We start from the raw sequence: 17,866 nt of genomic DNA, 5'->3' as shown, positions 1-17,866 counted from the left end.
GGACTGTTCTTCATTGCCTACGCGCTGTTCGGGGTACCGAGCAACATGGCCCTTGACCGGGTCGGACCACGGCGTTGGATAGCCAGCCTGATGGTGGTCTGGGGCGTACTTTCTGCCAGCATGTTGTGGGTCGAAAGCTCCAGCGGTTTCTATGTCCTGCGCTTTCTGCTGGGCGTAGCCGAAGCTGGCTTCTTTCCCGGGATCCTGGTGTTCCTCAATCGCTGGTACCCGGCCCGGCGCCGGGCTCAAGTCACCGCGCTGTTTGCCATTGCCGTGCCGATGGCCGGAGTCATCGGCGGACCGCTGTCCGGGGCGATTCTGGAAAACCTCCATGACTTCGGTGGACTGCGCGGCTGGCAGTGGATGTTCCTGATCGAAGGAGCGCCGGTGGTCTTGCTGGGCCTGGTGGTGCTCAAGTGTTTGCCGGATAACTTCGAAGTCGTGAAGTGGCTGAACCCGGCGCAGAAACAGCAACTGCGCGCGCAACTGAGCAGCGAAGAACAGCGTAAATCCATCACCTCCTTCGGTGGGATTGTGCGCGACCCGCAGGTCTGGCTGCTGGTGGCGATCTATTTTGCGGTRATGCTGGCGGTCAACACCCTGGCCTTCTGGATGCCAACACTGATCCACGGCGCGGGAATTGGCAGCGACGGCAAGGTAGGCCTGCTCAGTGCAGTGCCCTATCTGGCCGGTTGTTTCTTCATGATCGGCTGCGGACGCTCGTCGGACCGTAACCGCGAACGCCGCTGGCACCTGTGTGTGCCGCTACTGATGGCCGCCGCCGGTATCGCAGTGGCGGGCCTGGCGCCGGGCAACCCGCTGTTGGTGATGGGCGGCTTGACCGTCGCAGGCATGGGTGCCAGCGCCGCGTTGCCGATGTTCTGGCAACTGCCTCCGGCCTTTCTCTCCAACTGCACACAAGCCGCCGGCATTGCCCTGATCAGCTCGTTCGGCAGCATCGCCTCGTTCCTCGCGCCTTACCTGATCGGCTGGATGCGCGACACCACTCAGAGCGCCAGCCTGGCCCTGTATGTCCTGGCGCTGTTAATCGCTCTCGGCGGCTTCCTGGTGCTGCGCACCAATGCGGCCATCGTCAATCCACAATAAGAGATCTTCGTCATGCTCGATCAACAGCAAATCCTTCACGCCGCCGCACAACTGGATCGGGCTGAACGCTCCAGGGAGCAGGTCCGGCAATTTTCCCTCGATCACCCGGCTATCACCATCGAAGACGCGTATGCCATCCAGCGCGCCTGGGTCGCCCAGAAAATCAAGGACGGGCGCAAACTGGTCGGGCACAAGATCGGTCTGACCTCGCGGGCCATGCAAGTGTCCTCGAACATCACCGAGCCGGACTTTGGTGCCTTGCTCGATGACATGTTCTTCGACGAGGGCACGGACATTCCGTTCGAGCGCTTCATCGTGCCGCGGGTGGAAGTGGAGCTGGCGTTCATCCTTGGCAAGCCGCTCAAAGGTCCGAACTGCACGATCTTCGACGTGCTCGACGCCACTGAATGGGTGATCCCGGCGCTGGAAATCATCGATGCGCGAATTCAGCAAATCGACCCGCAGACCAAGGCGACACGCAAGGTGTTCGACACCATTTCCGACAACGCCGCCAACGCTGGCGTGGTCATGGGCGGTCGTGCCGTGCGGCCGACCGAGATCGACCTGCGCAAGGTGCCTGCGGTGCTCTACCGCAACGGCGTGATCGAGGAGTCCGGGGTGTCGGCCGCCGTGCTCAATCATCCGGCCAAAGGCGTGGCCTGGCTGGCGAACAAACTGGCCGCCTACGACGTCACCCTGGAAGCGGGCCAAATCATTCTCGGCGGCTCCTTCACCCGCCCGGTGGCGGCCAACCCCGGTGATACCTTCCATGTCGATTACGACATGCTGGGTTCCATCTCCTGCCGCTTTGTTTGATCCCTGGAGGACTGTTCCATGGACATGCCCATCAACCGTTTCAAGCAACGCCTCAAAAGCGGCGAAGCTCAGATAGGCCTCTGGCTCGGTCTGGCCGACGCCTACTGTGCCGAGCTGGCAGCCAATGCCGGTTTCGATTGGCTGCTGATCGACGGCGAACATGCACCCAATGATCTTCGTGGGTTGCTCGGCCAGCTTCAGGCAGTGGCGCCCTACCCCAGTCATCCGGTGATACGCCCGGTGATCGGCGATATCGCGCTGATCAAGCAGGTGTTGGATATCGGCGCCCAGACCCTGCTGGTGCCGATGGTCGAAAGTGCCGAACAGGCACGGGAACTGGTGCGTGCGATTCACTATCCGCCCCAGGGCATACGCGGTGTCGGCAGTGCGCTGGCCCGTGCGTCACGCTGGAACAGCATTCCCGGTTACCTCGACAAAGCGGATGAACAAATGTGCCTGCTGGTACAGATCGAGAACCGCGAAGGCCTGGTCAACCTGGATGCCATTGCGGCGGTCGAGGGCGTGGACGGGGTGTTTATCGGCCCGGCGGATTTGAGCGCGTCCATGGGCCATCGCGGCAATCCGGGGCATCCCGAGGTGCAGGCGGCCATCGAGGACGCCATCGTGCGGATTCAGAAGGCCGGCAAGGCCGCAGGCATTCTCAGCGCCGACGAGACACTCGCCCGGCGCTATATCGAGTTGGGCGCGGCATTCGTTGCCGTGGGTGTCGACACCACCGTGCTGATGCGTGGCCTGCAAACCCTCGCCGGCAAATTCAAAGATGCTCCGGTGCCCACCAGCTCCGGCGGCGTGTACTGATTTTTCGAGAAGCCCGATGAAACTTAACGATTTGAAACTGCTGCGCGAGCAGGCTTACATCAATGGCCAATGGGTCGACGCCGATGACGGTTCACGCTTCGCGGTGACCAACCCGGCGGATGGCGAAGTCATCGCCCAAATCAGCTCCCTCGGCCAAGCCGAAACCGCCCGCGCCATCGCCGCGGCCCAGGCTGCCCTGCCCGCCTGGCGCGGCAAAACCGCCAAGGATCGCAGCAAGGTATTGCGCACATGGTTCGAGCTGATCATGGCCCATCAGGAAGATTTGGCTCGCCTGCTCAGTTGGGAACAAGGCAAACCGCTGGCCGAGAGTCGTGGCGAAATTGCCTATGGCGCGAGCTTTATCGAGTGGTTCGCCGAAGAGGCCAAGCGGGTCTACGGCGATGTGATTCCTCATGACAAGCAAGGTCGGCGGCTGGTGGTGATCAAACAAGCCATCGGGGTGGTGGCGGCCATCACACCGTGGAATTTTCCCAATGCAATGATCACCCGCAAGGTCGGTCCGGCGTTGGCCGCCGGTTGCACCGTGGTGCTTAAACCGGCTTCAGAAACCCCATTGTCGGCTTTGGCCCTGGCTGAACTCGGCGAACGCGCCGGCATTCCGGCGGGTGTGCTGAACGTCGTCACCGGCACCCGCTCCCGGGAAATCGGTGCAGAGCTGACGGGTAACCCGGCAGTGCAAAAACTCTCGTTCACCGGCTCCACCGGCATCGGCAAATTGCTGATGGCCCAGTGTGCGCAAACCATCAAGAAAGTCAGCCTGGAACTGGGCGGTAACGCGCCGTTTATCATCTTCGAAGACGCCGACCTGGATGCCGCCGTGGAAGGTGCGATCGGCTCGAAATTCCGCAACAGCGGCCAGACCTGTGTCTGTACCAACCGCTTGCTGGTACAAAACAGTGTCTATGACGAGTTCGCCCGCCGCCTGGTGCTGGCGGTCAACACCCTCAAGGTCGCCCGGGCCGAAACCGAAGGCGCGCAACAAGGGCCGCTGATCAACGCCAAGGCGGTGGCCAAGGTCGAGGAACACATCAACGACGCACTGGCCCAGGGCGCGACGCTGCTGGCCGGCGGCAAACCCCACGCACTGGGTGGCAACTTCTTCGAGCCCACGGTCCTCGGCGACGTCACCCCGGCCATGCTGGTGGCCCGGGATGAGACCTTCGGCCCGCTGGCACCGCTGTTCCGTTTCGACACCGAAGCCGAGGCAATCGCCATGGCCAACGATACCGAGTTCGGTCTGGCGTCCTATGTCTACACCCGCGACCTGGGCCGGGCCTGGCGCGTCAGCGAGGCGCTGGAGTACGGCATGGTCGGAGTCAACGAAGGACTGATCTCCACCGAAGTGGCGCCGTTCGGCGGGATAAAGCAGTCAGGGTTGGGCCGCGAAGGTTCCAAGTATGGGATCGATGATTACATCGAGCAGAAGTACATGTGCCTGAGCATCAAATAATCTCTGTACAACGCGTCATTCGATTTCGCGAGCAAGCTCGCTCGCGAAATCGCTCCGATATTGTCAGCGCTTGATGGTCTTCAATTCATCGAGCAACCCAAGCAGCGTCTGCAACTTCTCCTCTCCCAACTGTGCCTGCAACCGTTGGTAGTTCTCTTCCATGCACTGGCTCATGGACTCAAAGCACGCCTCGCCCTTTTCGGCCAGGGTCACCAGCACCCGTCGCTGGTCCTGCTCGGCCTTGCGCCGATGGACCATGCCGGCCGCCTCCATGCGCACCAGCACACCGGTCATGCTCGGTTTGAGGATGCACGCCAGTTCCGCCAGCCGGTAGATTTCCAGCTCGCCGTGCTGACTGAGAATGCGGATAACCCGCCACTGTTGTTCAGTCAACCCGTGCTGGTTGAGCGAGGGACGAAAAAAACTCATGGCTGCTTCACGTGCTTGCAGCAGGGTCAAGGTCAGGGATTGCCGGGGTTTGAGCATCGGAGTCAGGATCACGGTTGATTTAGTTAATAATTTAACGAAACTCTATCATCCTGTCCCCCCGAACGCGCCATAACTTCTTATCGCAAAGGCCTTCTGGCGCGCTGAATCAAAAATCCCGGCATAGAGAATCAAGACATCCACCGAGCCAAGGCTCTTAATAGGAGTCATCCGGTACAGAGCTAATCAAAGGCCCTGCGTTGAGTTTTTCTTCACTTTTTCAGGCTGCGCCATGATCAATATCGAAACGCCCACCTATTACACGGCCACCAAAAAATACAATCTCAGCTTCCCGACCCTGGAACAGGATGTGGAAGCCGACGTTGTGGTCATTGGCGGTGGTTTCTCCGGCATCAATACCGCGCTTGAGCTCGCCGAAAAAGGCATCACCAACATCGTTGTGCTGGAGGCGCGTTACCTGGGTTTCGGTGGCACCGGGCGCAATGGAGGGCAGATCATGGCCGGCATCGGTCACGACCTGGAGAAGATCAAGAAGGACGTGGGCGAGAACGGTCTGCGCCAGGTCTTCGAGATCAGCGACCTGGGCGCGGACATCATCAAGGACCGCATCGCCAAGTACAACATCGATGCCGACTTCTGCCACGGCTACGGCTACATGGGCTTCAACGCTCGCCAGGAAAAGACCCTGCGCGCCTGGGAAAAAGACTTCAAATCGATCAACAGCAAACACGAGATTCGCTTTCTCGGTGGTTCGGACGTCAAGCAAATCATCGGCTCCGATGCCTACAGCAGCGCATTGCTGCACATGGGCGGCGGTCACGTCCATTCGTTGAACCTGCTACTCGGTGAAGCCAAGGCACTGGTTGGGCACGGCGTGCGGATTTTCGAGAACAGTCCAGCGCTGGAAGTCAGCTATGGCGAGCGCATCACCGTGCGCACCGGCCGTGGTTCGGTCAAGGCCAGCAAGCTTCTGTGGGCCTGCGACAGTTTCCTCAACAAGCTGGAACCTGAGCTGCACCGCTCGACCATAAACACTTACGCTTTCCAGATGATGACCGAGCCACTGTCGGACGAGTTGATCAACCGCATCAGCCCGATTCGCGGCGCCTACAGCGACATTCGTCCGGTGATCGACTACTACCGCGTCACCAACGAAAACCGTCTGTTGTTCGGTGCGGCCACACCGCTGGTCGAGCACATTCCCCTGGACCTGAAAGCCTGGAACCGCAACCTGATGCTGAAGATTTTCCCGTACCTCAAGGACGTGAAAATCGATCTGGCCTGGGGCGGTCCGATGGCCTGCAGCCCGAATCTGTTCCCGCAGATCGGCACCCTGCCCGGTCGCAGCAACGCCTTCTTCGTTCAGGGCTATTCGGGCTTCGGCGTCACCCCCAGCCACATCATCTGCAAGGTGCTGGCCGAAGGCATGAGTGAAGGCTCGGCGCGCTATGACCTGGTCAGCTCGATCCACCGCCCTACCATCCTTGGCAAAGATGCGTTTCGCCCACTGTTGATGACCGCCGGCAAGTCCTGGCACCAGCTGTCAGGTTATTGGAACGGGCGTCGGTAACTGCCAAGGCGCTCTTCCCTTTTCTGTTTTTTTACTCATCAGGAGCAACTGCCATGACCCTTACCACCCTCAAGAAAGACATCCAGCTGTCCGAACTGGACGCCTGGGGCTCCGTTGCCGACCTCGGCTCGGAAATCCTCGAAGGCGAAGTCAAAGCCTTCGGCAAAATGACTTTCGGCGCACCGACCGACCCGGTCAGCAGTGCCTATTTCGGCACCACCCAGGGCAAGTTCCGCATGGTCTATCCGTTCGCCGAACAAGCTACGGTGGTTACCGGCGAAGTGGTCCTGACCAACGAATCCACCGGCCAGAGTGCTCGCTACAAGGCCGGCGACAGCTGGTTCGTGACCAAAGGCACTCCCGTGCTGTGGGAAGTGGTCAGCGAAAGTTTCGTCAAACACTACTTCGCTGTCGCTTGACCGATTCGGGTTGCCGGCGAACAGCCGGTAGCCCCTTGGCGAGGTACCGAACATGAATGCCCTCCCCACCCAGGAAATCGCCGGCCATTGCCTGCAAGCTTTCACTCAACTCGTACCTGCCAGTCAGGCGGCGTTCTACTGTGTCGACCGGCAACTGCAAGCCCGTGACTTCCGGCTGCATTGCATGAGCGATGAGATGCATCGCGACTATCTGGACAACTACCGTCGGTTCGACCCTTTGCAACCGCGAAATTGCCTGTCCAGCGGGCGAGCCGTGGTGCCTCTGGGTTTTGCCATGGCCCGACAGCCGACACGGGACAGTCGGCGCTATCGGGACTTTCTGCAGCGCTATGGCATTGTCGATGTGGTGGAAATCCTCGCCCATCGCGCCGGCCAGCCTCAGGCCGCGATCTCGATGTTACGCACCGCCGAACAAGGCGCCTTCACCACCGACCAACTGGCCCAGCTCAATGCCTTGCAGTCCCTGCTGCAACTCGCCGTCGCGAACATACAGCCCTGCGAAGATCCGCTGACCGGCCTGACGCCCAAGGAGCGGCAGATCGCGTTGTTACTGCGCCAGGGCGCCAGCAACAAGCAACTGGCCCTGGAACTGAAAGTCGGTCTGCCGACCATCAAGACCCACCTGATCAACCTGTTTCGCAAGACCGGCGTCAGCAGCCGCACCGAGCTGGTCGGAACCCTGTTTCTCCAGCTCTGATTTTTTAGCCCGGCTCAACCATCCGGTTGATAGGCGAGCTTGTTTGCGAACCGCATGCTCCAGATTGTTATTTCACTCAACTGGAGCATTGCAATGACAACATCATCCGACTGGATCACCGTTGGCGCCCTGGCCGACGGCTTCGCCCCTGAAGCCTTCATCCTGCCGAACCTGGCCGACCTGAACGGCAAGGCCTTCACGCTGAACTTCGCCAATGGCTGGCAGATCGAACATCGTTTCGACACCGAAGTCCTATCCTGGACCGCTGCCGATGGGCGCTCCACGGGCACTGCAAACTATCGAGCCACCTCAGTGCGTCCAGGTCTGTACCTGGTGGACTTCATCAAGCACGAAGGTGGTCAAGCCTGGTCGATCAGCCTGGTGCTCGACACCGTTAGCGCTGCATTCACCGCTGTGATCGGCCGCATGCCGACCCAGGAGCAAACCTGTGAAGGCCTCTACAGCCGTGCGCTGGCGGGCAAGCACCTGACCTCGGTCGAAGTCGAGTTTTTGCATGGCAGCCTTGATCGTCCGTGGCAGGAAGGCCAATGCCCTCACGCACCGACCAGCGAACTGAGCGGCCTGCGCAACCTGTATCGCTACAGCCCAAGTGAAGTCTACGAACACATCTACCTCAACGATCAGTTCTATTCCTGGCAGTGCCTCAAGGGCGTCGAGCAAGGCCTGTGCGACACCGACCGCTGCCACTACTACAAGATCGCCGATCAGCTGTACCTGTTCGTCTGGCGCGAGAAGATCATCCCGACCCTCGGCCTGGTGCTGATCGACCTGCAACAGCACCGCAGCGACGGCAAGATCTTCGGTTATGCCGGGTCGTCCTTCGATGAACTGTCAAACTTTCCGGTCAGCTCTTACTGCCAGGTTCTCAACCGGACGGAGTATCCCAATGCCTGAGCCACGTACCGTTGCAATTACCGGTGCCGGGACGGGTATCGGTGCTGCCTGTGCCCGGCTGTACGCAGCCGAAGGCGCCAGTCTGGTGTTGATCGGCCGCCGCCGCGAGCCCCTGGAGCAAATTGCCCGGGAAACCGGCGGGCTGGTTTTGGTCGGCGATGCCGCCTGCCCGGACACCTGGGCAGGATTCGTGGCACAGATTCGTCAGCGCTACGGGCGCCTTGATGTACTGCTGGCCTGTGCCGGCGGCCTTGGCCTGGGCAGCGCCACCGACACTAGCCCGCAGACCTGGGAAGCGGCGTTGCGCAGCAACCTGGACAGTGCCTTCTACAGTGCCCGGGCCTGCCTGCCTCTGCTGCTGGAAAGTACCGGCAACATCGTGCTGATCGGGTCCATTGCCTCACTGGCGGCGGGCCCCGAAGTCTGCGGCTACACCACCGCCAAGCATGCGCTGCTCGGCCTCAATCGTTCGCTGGCCAGAGATTACGGCCCGCGCGGTGTACGAGTGAACGCCGTCTGCCCCGGCTGGGTGCGCACGCCCATGGCCGATCAGGAGATGCAGCCGCTGATGGACTTCTATGGCGAAACGCTGCAGCAAGCCTATGACCGGGTCTGCACCGACGTGCCGTTGCGACGACCGGCCAGCGCCGAGGAAATTGCCAGGGTTTGCCGCTTCCTGGCCTCTAGCGAAGCGTCGATTATCACGGGCGCAACCGTGGTGGCCGACGGCGGCTCGAGCATCGTCGATGTGCCGACCCTGGCCTACACCCACATGGAGCCGTCTCATGCCTGATGACCTGGATTTCAGCGGTAAAACCGTACTGGTGACCGGCGGCGCCCAAGGCATTGGCCGGGCGATCGTCGAAGCCTTCGCCTGGCGCGGTGCGCGAGTGGTAATMGCCGACCTGCAACTGTCACAGGCTCAGGCACTGGCCAGCGAATTGTCCGGGCAGACGTGTCAGGTCGAAGCTGTGGGCGTCGATCTGGCCGATGCCACGGCAGTGTTCGACATGGTCCGGGCACTGGAGCAACGCTGGGGTCGGCTCGATATTCTGGTGCACAACGCCGGGTATTTTCCGCTGACACCGTTTGCCGACATCACGCCATCCATTCTCGAGCGCACCCTGGCGGTCAATCTCTCGGCATTGTTCTGGCTGACCCAGGCGGCCTTGCCGATGTTTCACCGTCAGGGCGGTGGTTGTGTGCTGGTCACTTCGTCAGTTACCGGCCCAAAAGTGGCTTATCCGGGGCTGAGCCATTACGCGGCATCAAAAGCCGGGGTCAACGGTTTCATCCGCAACGCGGCACTGGAACTGGCCGGACACAACGTGCGGGTCAATGGCGTCGAGCCGGGCATGATCGCGACGCCAGCCATGGGCAATCTGGGGGACGACCAACTGAACGAAAATATCGCCAGTCGAGTGCCCCTGGGACGGCTTGGCAAGGCGGCGGATATTGCCGGAGCCATGCTGTTTCTAGCATCGGATCTGGCAACTTACATCACCGGACAGACGCTGGTGGTCGATGGCGGCTCGACCTTGCCAGAGGTTTGATATAGCGTTTTTTCATGCTGGAAGGGGGCTTTGAAAAGCCCCCTTTTTCATTCAGAGAGTCAAGCCGTCCCCACCGCCTGCTGCAAATGACTGGAACGAAAATCCTTGGGTGACAGCTCGAACTGCTTCTTGAACGAGCGGCTGAAATGCGCCGAGTCGGTGAAACCCCACTTGTAAGCGATGGAGGTGATCGATTCGCTACGCAAGAACGGATTGGTCAGGTCATCGGCGCTGCGCTTGAGCCGCGCCCGTTGAATGTAGCGACAGACGCTATCGTCCTGCTCTTCAAACAACCGATACAAATGCCGCACTGAAATGTTCAATCGATTGGCCAGCCCGACGGGACTCAAGCCCGGCTGGGTCAGGGACTCGTCGATGACTTTCTGCACATAACTGCGCAGGTTGTTGCCCTGCAACGAAGTAACGTCATCCCCCGACACCTGATCCTGATCGAATGCCGAACCCAGCAACGATACAAAAGCCGATTGCAACGCCTCACCCTCACCGACTGCGCCCTCGCCCACCCACGCGTCCTTGCACAGCTGATCCACCAGCACATGCAGCATCCGCCCACAGGCCTTGCTCGAGGAAATCTTGCCGAACGTCCGGGACTGGCTGCCAAGCTGTTTGCACACTTCGTTGCGGGACAAGGAGACCGAGACATGCTCGATCAGCCCGAATGGGCTGATTTCAATGGAACCYCCCGAGTCCATCAGCAGCAGGTCCCCGGGAGCCAACTGGATGCTCTGTCCGTACTGGGTGATCTGGCAGTAACCGCTGCGCTGGCTGACCAGGAAGCAATCCTGTTCGTTGTCGTGATCGGCGTTGGGCTTGTCGCGCTTGATAAGCCCTGCGTTGGTACGCAAGTTCGCCAAGGACAGACCGCCCCGGGAACACTCGGAAACCTCGCCAATGAACAGCGAACGGTTGTAGGCCAATTCTGTGTCGAAATGACMACAGGCTGCTCGCAGATCCCGGGTCCAGGTTTCCAACCCTTCTTGCATAGACTGATGGATGCTCATGGGGCTCTCCACAATGGCTTTTTGTTTTTGTTGCACAATAGTTAACATGTTATCTATATGCGCGCAACAAGTACGTGTCTGCCAAAGTGGGTAGCACTAATGATGCCAAAAATCGCGAATCAAAGCGTGCGCAACAAGCGCTGCAATCCAGTCAACGCTTCAAGCAGCCAAGTGCGTTGATCACGGCTCAAAGCGATGTAGCGACGAAAGGCCGGCATCCGGTTGACCACCTCGCTGCCACCCATATGCTCCAGCCGTACGCACCACTGATGCCCTTGCAGATCGATGCGCAAGCGTTTGAAGTCCAACGGCATCAAGGCCTGGTGCAGCGCACTGTCTTCCTGCAACCTGGCTTGCAACCTGGCTAATAGCGCGGGATCTCCAGCACGCTGCCGACAGCGGATCCCGGTCCGTCGAACAGCCCCGCTATGGTGCAGTTCGAAGCTCGCCGCGCCCTCAGTCGAGGCAGGCACCCGGATCACGAACTCGGTCATGACCAGGTGCATCAACAGCTGCGACTCGGTGCGCTCGACGATCTCCAATTGCAGGCTGCCATCGTCCAGCGAAGCCCGGGCCGCTGTCGGCTCTGTCTGCTCGAAACTGGCCAGACCGAGGTTGCGCCGCAGGTGCTCGAGCGTCACCCCAGGTCGATAACCGGCTGGGGCGCGTCTGGCGCTGAACAGCTCAGACAGTTTTTGCAGCATGGTCGATATACCCGTTGTCAGGGTGCCCCGGTTCATTGGAGAACTCCTTGGCCAGCACTTCTTCCACCGAAGCAGGCTTGAATGGATTGACCTTCTGCACGACTAACGTCCAGAACAGCGCGTACACCGCGGTGCCACCAAGCATCACCRCGAACGGGACATAGATATCCGCGGGGTTCATGCCGGGCGGCGTGATAAACCACATGCCCAGCAGGATGCCGACGCTGGAAAGGATCTGTGGCAACGGGAAGAAGGGCGAGCGATAGGCCCGTGGCAGATCGGGACGACGGATGCGCAGCATTACCACCGACAGCGTCACCAGCAGATAGGCAAAACTCCAGGCACAAACGGCGGCCAACACCAGATGCATGATGTTGTCAGTGTTACCGCCCAGATACAGCGCATGCAGGCAAGGAATCAGCATCGCCACCAGAATGCACAGCAGCGGCGTCTTGAAGCGTGGGTGCAAGTAGGTGAAGACCTTGGGCAACGCGCCGTCGACTGCCATGCCGTAAAGAATCCTCGGCACACCCGCCATCAGCGTATTGATGGTCGCCGCCCCGGCAAACAGAAAGCCGATCCCCAGCCACATCGGACCGATATTGCCCATCACCTGCTCGGCGAACTTTGGAATGGCCATCGGTGTATCGAGCAGATGCACGCCACCGGCGGCATCAAGCAACACGTTCTCCACTTGACGCTTCATTGCCGCGCCATAGATGAACATGCACGACGCAACGCTCAACAACCCCAGAATCATCGCCTTGGGCATGACCTTGGCCGATTGGCGCAAGTCCGGCGCCAGAGGGGTGACGAACTCACAACCGACGAACATGAACATGGCCATGCCCACCAGCGACAGGATGGTGATCAGGTCAGTACCCACAAGGGATACACCGAACCAGCCATCCAGTTGCACCGCTGGCGCCGCGATCAACCCCAACACGCCAAACACCATCAACGTGGTCCACATGCCGAAGGTCAGAATGATCTCTGCCCTGCCGAAGGCGCTGACGCCGAAGGCATTGAGAATCCCGAACACCACGACGAACCCAACCCCAAGCAACCAGGAACCACCGGCAGATTCTGCCAAGGTATTGAGGTGCTCGAAGTTCACCAGGGCCATGACCCCGGAAAGAATGGTCTCGGCAGTGCCTGCGAACACATGCACGATCAGGTAGGCCGACAACGTGCCAGTGATAGCAAAGAAGCGGCCCATGCCGCAATTGATGTAGTCGTAGACCGAACCGGTAGTCGGCAGGATCGATGCCGCTTCAGCGAAGGTGGTCGCCTGGGCCAACATCATCACCACGGCAATCAGCATGGCCACCGCGAAGGCGCTGCCGCCGATGCCAAAGCCCATGGTCGCGGTGAGAATCACCGGGCTGGCCATGATCAGACCAATGGTACTGGCGAGCGCAGTGGGAAAACCGACCGTGCCCCGGTTCAAATGCTCGGTGAGTCTGTCATTGATCGACATAGTGCAGATCCTCGAAAGCGGATTTTTATAGTGGATGTATCGAGCCGTTCAAGGAGCCGGCGATAAAGCCCTCCCCAGCCAGTCCCTGAGCGAAACGGCGCCGTGTGCAGAGTGACTGTGCTCCTCTGCCACCCAGATCGTCTTGCCCATGTCTGCCGCCGGTCTTGTTGCTCCCTGCCATGCTTCACCGCGTGGCTGACAGGATCAAATGCCTGGCACGCAGGTGAAAGACTTCCCCCATCTCCAGTCGCCCTAATGCGCACTCGACCTATCGAACTGTCCAACAAAAGCTGGGGAAAACAACAATGGAGCAAACACTGAAAGCACGAGCGCTGCCCAAGGCCGTTGGTTTGGGGATCGCGCTCTTGATCGCCGACTCGTCGGCCCAGGCGTACGAGCTGTATGCCGATAACGACACCAAGGTCACGGGCAACTTCCTCGCGGTCTATGGGATGTTCAACAGTCGCAAGAACTATGACGGCACCACAGGCGGGTCTAGCTGGCGCGAAGGATTTATCAAGTATGGCTTGAGTGTCGAGCAAACGCTCGGCGGCCTGGGCAGCGCCTACGGCACGGCCAATCTGGTCAGTTCCGGCACCTGGGGCGATGGCGATGCCGCGGGCATCACCGACGGTACCGAACGAACCACAAAGTTTGATGAAGCCTTCGCCGGCTGGCGTTCCGGCGACCTGTTCCCGGTACTTGGCAAGGATGGCGTGGATGTGTCGTTTGGGCGCCAGGTCATTACTCTCGGTGACGGTTTCATCATCAACGACGACGGCCTGAACCTGGGTAAAGGTGTGGCGGATGGTGAGTTCAACCGAGGTGGTGCCTATTATCTCGCGGCGCGCCACGCATTCGACGAAACGGCCGTCCTGCGCCTGGGCGGCAAGGAAGGCGTGCACGGCAGCCTGATGTGGATCAAGTCGGACAACCGCGCCCAGGCCAAGACCGAGATGGCCGCCAGCACCCTGGAATACACCGCCGCGCCAGGTACCCTCGGGCTGACGTATATTCACGGCATTGACGTCGATGATCGTTATGCCAGCGACTTCCAGAAGCAACGTGAAGGCATGAACATTTATAGCCTGCGGGGCGCTGGCAATGCCGGAATAGAGAACGCTCACTTTTCCTTCGAATATGCCTGGCAGGACAAGGACGCCGGCCCGGAAAAAGCCTGGTACACCGAAGCCGGCTACACCTTTGCCGACCTGCCATGGTCGCCGGACCTGACGTACCGTTACAGCCGCTATTCCAAAGATTGGGATTCGATGTTCAACGGTGTCAACCGTGGCTACGGCACCTGGTTCCAGGGCGAAGTGGCCGGTAATTATTCGGGCCCGTTCAACAGCAACACCGCGATCCAGCATGTGGCGCTCAAAGTCAAACCACTGGAGCCAGTGACCGTTGGCGTGCTGTTTTTCGACTACAAGACCCTGCACAAGAACAATGCGCTGGACCTCGATGGTCGTGAACTGGACCTGTATGCCGAATGGGCGGTGAACGAGCACCTGATCGTCACCCCGTTGGTGGGCCTGTATAAGCCGGAAAAGGATGAAAGCAACGGCGGTAATCAGGTTGGTGGCAACGGCACCAATGTCTACAGCCAACTGACCGTGGCCGTGCCTTTCTAATCCATTTCAGGAGCTGCCTGGCGCAGCTCCTGACGCGGTTTATTGTTTGTGCTGATGCAACATCGTCTGAATCTGATGAGTCGCCTGGCGGGTATTTTCCGCCAGTTTGCGCACTTCATCGGCCACCACTGAAAACCCGCGCCCGACCTCCCCCGCCCTGGCCGCTTCGATGGCGGCGTTCAAGGCCAGCAAGTTGGTCTGGTCGGCGATGCCTTTAATGACTCCTACCACCGTCGCGATCTGGCCGTAGGTCGCCTGATTCTGCTCGAGCATTCGTTGATGGGTGGCCTCGGCTGAACGCTCATCGCTAATGTCGCGCACCGCGCCGATCACTCGGGTCAAGCGGCCCTGCTCATCACGGGCTGCGCGACCACGCTCGCGACACCAGATGTAACCTCGGGTCTTGTGGCGCATCCGGTATTCAAAGACGTATTCACCACTGCCGTGGGTTGCGAGGATTTCCCGATCGAAGATCGCCATGATCTTCGGCAGATCGTCAGCATGGGTGATGTTGACTTGAGCATCCCAACCGTCGGGCAGCTCGTGCGGGGCATACCCCATGAGGAGGCGGAACTGACTGGAAAACCGCATGCAACTGGCTGGATCCTGCACATCACCGTTGACCACGGTGATGTCCCAGCAACCCTCGGTCAGCGTCGATTGCAACAGCTCCCAGATCTGCTCCTCCTGCCGGTGCTGGTGGGACAACTGCACGTGCAGGCTTAACTCGGCCTCCAGCGCCTGCTCGCGGAGCCGGGTCTGTTCCAGCTGTTGGCGAAGCGTTTCAAGCGCCTGCTCGCTGCGCTCCAATTGGCAGGCCTGGCCCTTGGACAGCTCCTCGGCGACCCGCAGACGTTGCACGATTTGGTTTTTTTCTTGTGTAAACCGTTCCAGTTGCAAGGCCTCGGTGAGCGCCTGCTGCTGTTTATGTTTCTTGAAGAACATCAGCCTGTCCTTTGTTCATCGAGTCGAGACACTGGATCTGATAGCAAACGGGAGATGATTGCTTGTACGTGGCTGCTGAGGCGTTTGCTCCTGTCTGCCACACACAAAAGGCCTTCCTGTAGCAGCCATCGTGCATCTGTAGGATAGCGATACTCTCTCAACCCGCCGATACTCGTCCTCAGGCCCTGCCCACGTCCAAACGACGTTTCGGTCCTTAATGACTTCGTGACGAAAACAATAAAAATGTCGCACAGAGGTACATACGAATGAGCCGTCATGATCATGGTCACGCCAGCCTCCTAGAGGCGTTCAGTGCAATGACACTGGAGCTTCAGCGCCTGGCACAGGACAAAGACATCGAGCATTTCCACCACGCCGCGCTGGGCTGCATCAACCAGTTGTTACCCTTCGACAGTGCCTGGTGGGGGCGTGCGGCGCTGATTGAAGGGTTGCCTGAAGAACACAACTCCTATCTCTACAAATTGCCCCGCAGCTACCTGTCGGACTGGCAATCGATTCGCCATATCGACGTGACCGTCGGCAGGGTCCACGACATCCCCGGGCAAGCGGTCATCGTCGACATGCGCGACCCTTCCAACGGTTCCGGACTCAACTGGCTCGGCGAATCCTATGGTATTGGCGAATTGCTGTGCATTGTGTACGTCGACCCACAAACCCACCTCAGCGATCACCTCACGGTGTATCGCGCTCCCGAAGCACCGCGCTTTTCCGATCAGGATTGTCGGTTGCTGAACAACCTCATGCTTCATCTGGTTGCTGCGGTATCGGCCAACCAGATCCGCACCCTTGTGGCCATGCGCGAAACCCTCACCCGCCCGCGCAATCTGGCGCTCGCCGTATGCGACCAGCGCGGCACACTGCACTGCGCGGAACGTGGTTTCGTCGACTTGCTGCTGACCGAGTGGACGGACTGGACCGGCCCTTGCCTGCCGGTGGCAATGGACGCTAATGGGTATGAAGGCAAGTATCTGCAGATCGAGGCCTCGACGGTCGGTGATCTGTTCTTGCTGGCAGCCCGCAGCCGCACTGTGCTGATGCAATTGAGTCCACGAGAAAACGATGTGGCTCAAGGCTTCGGCGAAGGCAAGACCTACAAGGAAGTCGCCCGCGATCTGGGCATGTCACCCAATACCGTGCGCCACCACATCCGCGCCATCTACAGCAAACTCGGGGTCAAGGACAAAGCCCGAATTGCCCATCTGCTGCACGCCCCGCCTGACTGATCTACCCCGCTGACTCGCGCTGACTTTTTAGCTGCCTTTTTGACAGCCACGGGACACTTTTGCCCTTTTTTCCCTATGCCACGTAGGGGCGATCCGTTCGCCGCACAACAACTCAAAGAAGAGACGCAATGCCCATGACCAGTACCTTCACCCGCAACACTGCACTGGCTCTTATCAGTGGTCTGTCGAGCCTGCATGCTGGCGCCGCCGACCTCAACGCCCGGGATTTTTTCGGCGCCCCTTCGGGCACCACCCTGGGCGTGCTGTATTTGCCGGCAAGCCGCGCCAATGATTTCCACGGCCCCGCCGACAGCACGGGCAAGGCCGACCTTAAGGTCAACGCCGTGGCTTATCGCCAGGTCTTTTTCACCGACATCTGCGGCACCCTCTGCACCCCACAATTCATCGTGCCCTTCGCCGACATCAGCGCCCACCTGCCAGGTGCCAGTCAGCACACCGGAGAAAGCGGTTTCGGTGACCCTCAGGTCGGCGGCACCCTGTTCTTCATCAACGACCCCACCTCGCGCACCTACAGCGGGTTGCTGACCCTGATTACCCTGCCGGTGGGCGAGTACCACAGCACAAATCCCGATGTGTCACCCGGTGCCAATCGCTGGGGGGCAACCTTCGTTTACAACTACACCCAGGGCATCGGTGAAAAATGGGTGCTGGAAGCCAACCTCGAAGCCCAGCTCTATGGCAAGAACGACGACTACTTCAGCAATGACCTCAAACAGGACCCTCTGTATCGCTTGCAAGCTTTTGCCTCTTATGACTTCACGTCGAGCACCTATGGCGCGTTGCGACTGATCCACGCCGATGGCGGCGAGTTGCGGATCAATGAACAACGCATCGATGACACCCACAAGCGCTACACCCAGGTGGGTTTCGAAGTCGGTCACTGGCTCGATAAACAGAATCAGTTGATGTTCAGCCTCTCGCAGAACGTCGCCACCGACAACGGCTATCACGGTACCGACGCATTGCTGCGTCTGGTCCATG

18 protein-coding genes are annotated in these 17,866 nt (G+C 59.8%); 13 read left to right on the top strand and 5 right to left on the bottom strand.

Annotated elements, in window-relative coordinates; genetic code table 11:
• From AC1DLB_RS02850 to AC1DLB_RS02835, 4 genes are all read left to right on the top strand, one after another.
• On the top strand, positions 1 to 1,107 hold a 1,107-nt coding region (locus AC1DLB_RS02850; protein ID WP_477784570.1), incomplete at its 5' end, for an MFS transporter.
• A 12-nt stretch (positions 1,108 to 1,119) separates the two neighbouring features.
• The gene (gene hpaH, locus AC1DLB_RS02845; RefSeq protein ID WP_018927918.1) at positions 1,120 to 1,923 is read left to right on the top strand and encodes a 2-oxo-hept-4-ene-1,7-dioate hydratase; all 804 of its coding nucleotides are present in this window, start codon (positions 1,120 to 1,122) and stop codon (positions 1,921 to 1,923) included.
• An 18-nt stretch (positions 1,924 to 1,941) separates the two neighbouring features.
• Entirely contained in the window at positions 1,942 to 2,742 is an 801-nt protein-coding gene (hpaI, locus tag AC1DLB_RS02840) for a 4-hydroxy-2-oxoheptanedioate aldolase (RefSeq protein WP_018927917.1), read from the top strand.
• Between the two features lie 16 nt (positions 2,743 to 2,758).
• Positions 2,759 to 4,213, top strand: a complete 1,455-nt coding sequence (locus tag AC1DLB_RS02835) for an NAD-dependent succinate-semialdehyde dehydrogenase (RefSeq protein ID WP_086945687.1) — start codon at positions 2,759 to 2,761, stop codon at positions 4,211 to 4,213.
• Between the two features lie 63 nt (positions 4,214 to 4,276).
• Here AC1DLB_RS02835 and hpaR read toward each other — a convergent pair whose 3' ends face one another.
• Complete coding sequence (gene hpaR / locus AC1DLB_RS02830) at positions 4,277 to 4,699, bottom strand: homoprotocatechuate degradation operon regulator HpaR (protein ID WP_026286557.1); 423 nt, start codon at positions 4,697 to 4,699, stop codon at positions 4,277 to 4,279.
• Between the two features lie 232 nt (positions 4,700 to 4,931).
• Here hpaR and AC1DLB_RS02825 point away from each other — a divergent pair, with 232 nt between their 5' ends.
• The 6 genes from AC1DLB_RS02825 to AC1DLB_RS02800 all read left to right on the top strand — a co-directional run bounded on the left by AC1DLB_RS02825 (position 4,932) and on the right by AC1DLB_RS02800 (position 9,835).
• The gene (locus AC1DLB_RS02825) at positions 4,932 to 6,230 is read left to right on the top strand and encodes an NAD(P)/FAD-dependent oxidoreductase (RefSeq protein ID WP_477744379.1); all 1,299 of its coding nucleotides are present in this window, start codon (positions 4,932 to 4,934) and stop codon (positions 6,228 to 6,230) included.
• Positions 6,231 to 6,283: 53 nt separating this feature from the next.
• Positions 6,284 to 6,649 (top strand): cupin domain-containing protein, encoded by a 366-nt coding sequence (locus AC1DLB_RS02820; protein ID WP_018927913.1) that lies wholly within the window; start codon positions 6,284 to 6,286, stop codon positions 6,647 to 6,649.
• 52 nt (positions 6,650 to 6,701) lie between these two features.
• On the top strand, positions 6,702 to 7,367 hold the full coding sequence (locus AC1DLB_RS02815) for a helix-turn-helix transcriptional regulator (protein WP_018927912.1): 666 nt from the start codon (positions 6,702 to 6,704) through the stop codon (positions 7,365 to 7,367).
• 93 nt (positions 7,368 to 7,460) lie between these two features.
• Entirely contained in the window at positions 7,461 to 8,282 is an 822-nt protein-coding gene (locus tag AC1DLB_RS02810) for a molybdenum cofactor biosynthesis F family protein (protein WP_477744378.1), read from the top strand.
• Positions 8,275 to 9,075: an SDR family NAD(P)-dependent oxidoreductase gene (locus AC1DLB_RS02805; RefSeq protein WP_477744377.1), complete on the top strand. Its 801-nt coding sequence runs from the start codon at positions 8,275 to 8,277 to the stop codon at positions 9,073 to 9,075. The genes AC1DLB_RS02810 and AC1DLB_RS02805 overlap by 8 nt, the downstream gene beginning before the upstream one ends.
• Positions 9,068 to 9,835 (top strand): SDR family oxidoreductase, encoded by a 768-nt coding sequence (locus AC1DLB_RS02800; RefSeq protein WP_111454930.1) that lies wholly within the window; start codon positions 9,068 to 9,070, stop codon positions 9,833 to 9,835. Before AC1DLB_RS02805 ends, AC1DLB_RS02800 begins: the two co-directional genes overlap by 8 nt.
• A 59-nt stretch (positions 9,836 to 9,894) precedes the next feature.
• On the opposite strand, the gene feaR is transcribed toward AC1DLB_RS02800, so the two are convergent.
• From feaR to AC1DLB_RS02785, 3 genes are all read right to left on the bottom strand, one after another.
• Entirely contained in the window at positions 9,895 to 10,857 is a 963-nt protein-coding gene (gene feaR / locus AC1DLB_RS02795) for a transcriptional regulator FeaR (RefSeq protein ID WP_477784569.1), read from the bottom strand.
• 119 nt (positions 10,858 to 10,976) lie between these two features.
• The gene (locus tag AC1DLB_RS02790; protein WP_064617369.1) at positions 10,977 to 11,561 is read right to left on the bottom strand and encodes a DUF3156 family protein; all 585 of its coding nucleotides are present in this window, start codon (positions 11,559 to 11,561) and stop codon (positions 10,977 to 10,979) included.
• Positions 11,542 to 13,041, bottom strand: a complete 1,500-nt coding sequence (locus tag AC1DLB_RS02785) for an APC family permease (RefSeq protein WP_477784568.1) — start codon at positions 13,039 to 13,041, stop codon at positions 11,542 to 11,544. The genes AC1DLB_RS02790 and AC1DLB_RS02785 overlap by 20 nt, the downstream gene beginning before the upstream one ends.
• A 305-nt stretch (positions 13,042 to 13,346) precedes the next feature.
• On the opposite strand from AC1DLB_RS02785, the gene AC1DLB_RS02780 reads away from it, so the two are divergent.
• The gene (locus AC1DLB_RS02780) at positions 13,347 to 14,675 is read left to right on the top strand and encodes an alginate export family protein (protein ID WP_018927905.1); all 1,329 of its coding nucleotides are present in this window, start codon (positions 13,347 to 13,349) and stop codon (positions 14,673 to 14,675) included.
• Positions 14,676 to 14,714: 39 nt separating this feature from the next.
• On the opposite strand, the gene AC1DLB_RS02775 is transcribed toward AC1DLB_RS02780, so the two are convergent.
• The gene (locus AC1DLB_RS02775; protein WP_018927904.1) at positions 14,715 to 15,620 is read right to left on the bottom strand and encodes a methyl-accepting chemotaxis protein; all 906 of its coding nucleotides are present in this window, start codon (positions 15,618 to 15,620) and stop codon (positions 14,715 to 14,717) included.
• A 266-nt stretch (positions 15,621 to 15,886) separates the two neighbouring features.
• Between AC1DLB_RS02775 and AC1DLB_RS02770 the strand changes: the two genes are divergently transcribed.
• The gene (locus AC1DLB_RS02770) at positions 15,887 to 16,864 is read left to right on the top strand and encodes a helix-turn-helix transcriptional regulator (protein ID WP_018927903.1); all 978 of its coding nucleotides are present in this window, start codon (positions 15,887 to 15,889) and stop codon (positions 16,862 to 16,864) included.
• Between the two features lie 128 nt (positions 16,865 to 16,992).
• On the top strand, positions 16,993 to 17,866 hold an 874-nt coding region (locus tag AC1DLB_RS02765), incomplete at its 3' end, for a transporter (protein ID WP_477784567.1).

The organism is Pseudomonas sp. 05N434 (assembly GCF_056396965.1).
This window is presented reverse-complemented; position numbering and strand designations above follow the sequence as displayed.

Excerpts from the sequence above, each read along its gene's own strand:
- AC1DLB_RS02825 (WP_477744379.1), top strand. The coding sequence starts at position 4,932 with ATGATCAATATCGAAACGCCCACCTATTACACGGCCACCAAAAAATAC.
- hpaR (WP_026286557.1), bottom strand. The coding sequence starts at position 4,699 with ATGCTCAAACCCCGGCAATCCCTGACCTTGACCCTGCTGCAAGCACGT.
- AC1DLB_RS02780 (WP_018927905.1), top strand. The coding sequence starts at position 13,347 with ATGGAGCAAACACTGAAAGCACGAGCGCTGCCCAAGGCCGTTGGTTTG.
- AC1DLB_RS02810 (WP_477744378.1), top strand. The coding sequence starts at position 7,461 with ATGACAACATCATCCGACTGGATCACCGTTGGCGCCCTGGCCGACGGC.
- AC1DLB_RS02805 (WP_477744377.1), top strand. The coding sequence starts at position 8,275 with ATGCCTGAGCCACGTACCGTTGCAATTACCGGTGCCGGGACGGGTATC.
- hpaI (WP_018927917.1), top strand. The coding sequence starts at position 1,942 with ATGGACATGCCCATCAACCGTTTCAAGCAACGCCTCAAAAGCGGCGAA.
- AC1DLB_RS02775 (WP_018927904.1), bottom strand. The coding sequence starts at position 15,620 with ATGTTCTTCAAGAAACATAAACAGCAGCAGGCGCTCACCGAGGCCTTG.
- AC1DLB_RS02815 (WP_018927912.1), top strand. The coding sequence starts at position 6,702 with ATGAATGCCCTCCCCACCCAGGAAATCGCCGGCCATTGCCTGCAAGCT.
- AC1DLB_RS02790 (WP_064617369.1), bottom strand. The coding sequence starts at position 11,561 with ATGCTGCAAAAACTGTCTGAGCTGTTCAGCGCCAGACGCGCCCCAGCC.
- hpaH (WP_018927918.1), top strand. The coding sequence starts at position 1,120 with ATGCTCGATCAACAGCAAATCCTTCACGCCGCCGCACAACTGGATCGG.
- AC1DLB_RS02835 (WP_086945687.1), top strand. The coding sequence starts at position 2,759 with ATGAAACTTAACGATTTGAAACTGCTGCGCGAGCAGGCTTACATCAAT.
- AC1DLB_RS02770 (WP_018927903.1), top strand. The coding sequence starts at position 15,887 with ATGAGCCGTCATGATCATGGTCACGCCAGCCTCCTAGAGGCGTTCAGT.
- AC1DLB_RS02820 (WP_018927913.1), top strand. The coding sequence starts at position 6,284 with ATGACCCTTACCACCCTCAAGAAAGACATCCAGCTGTCCGAACTGGAC.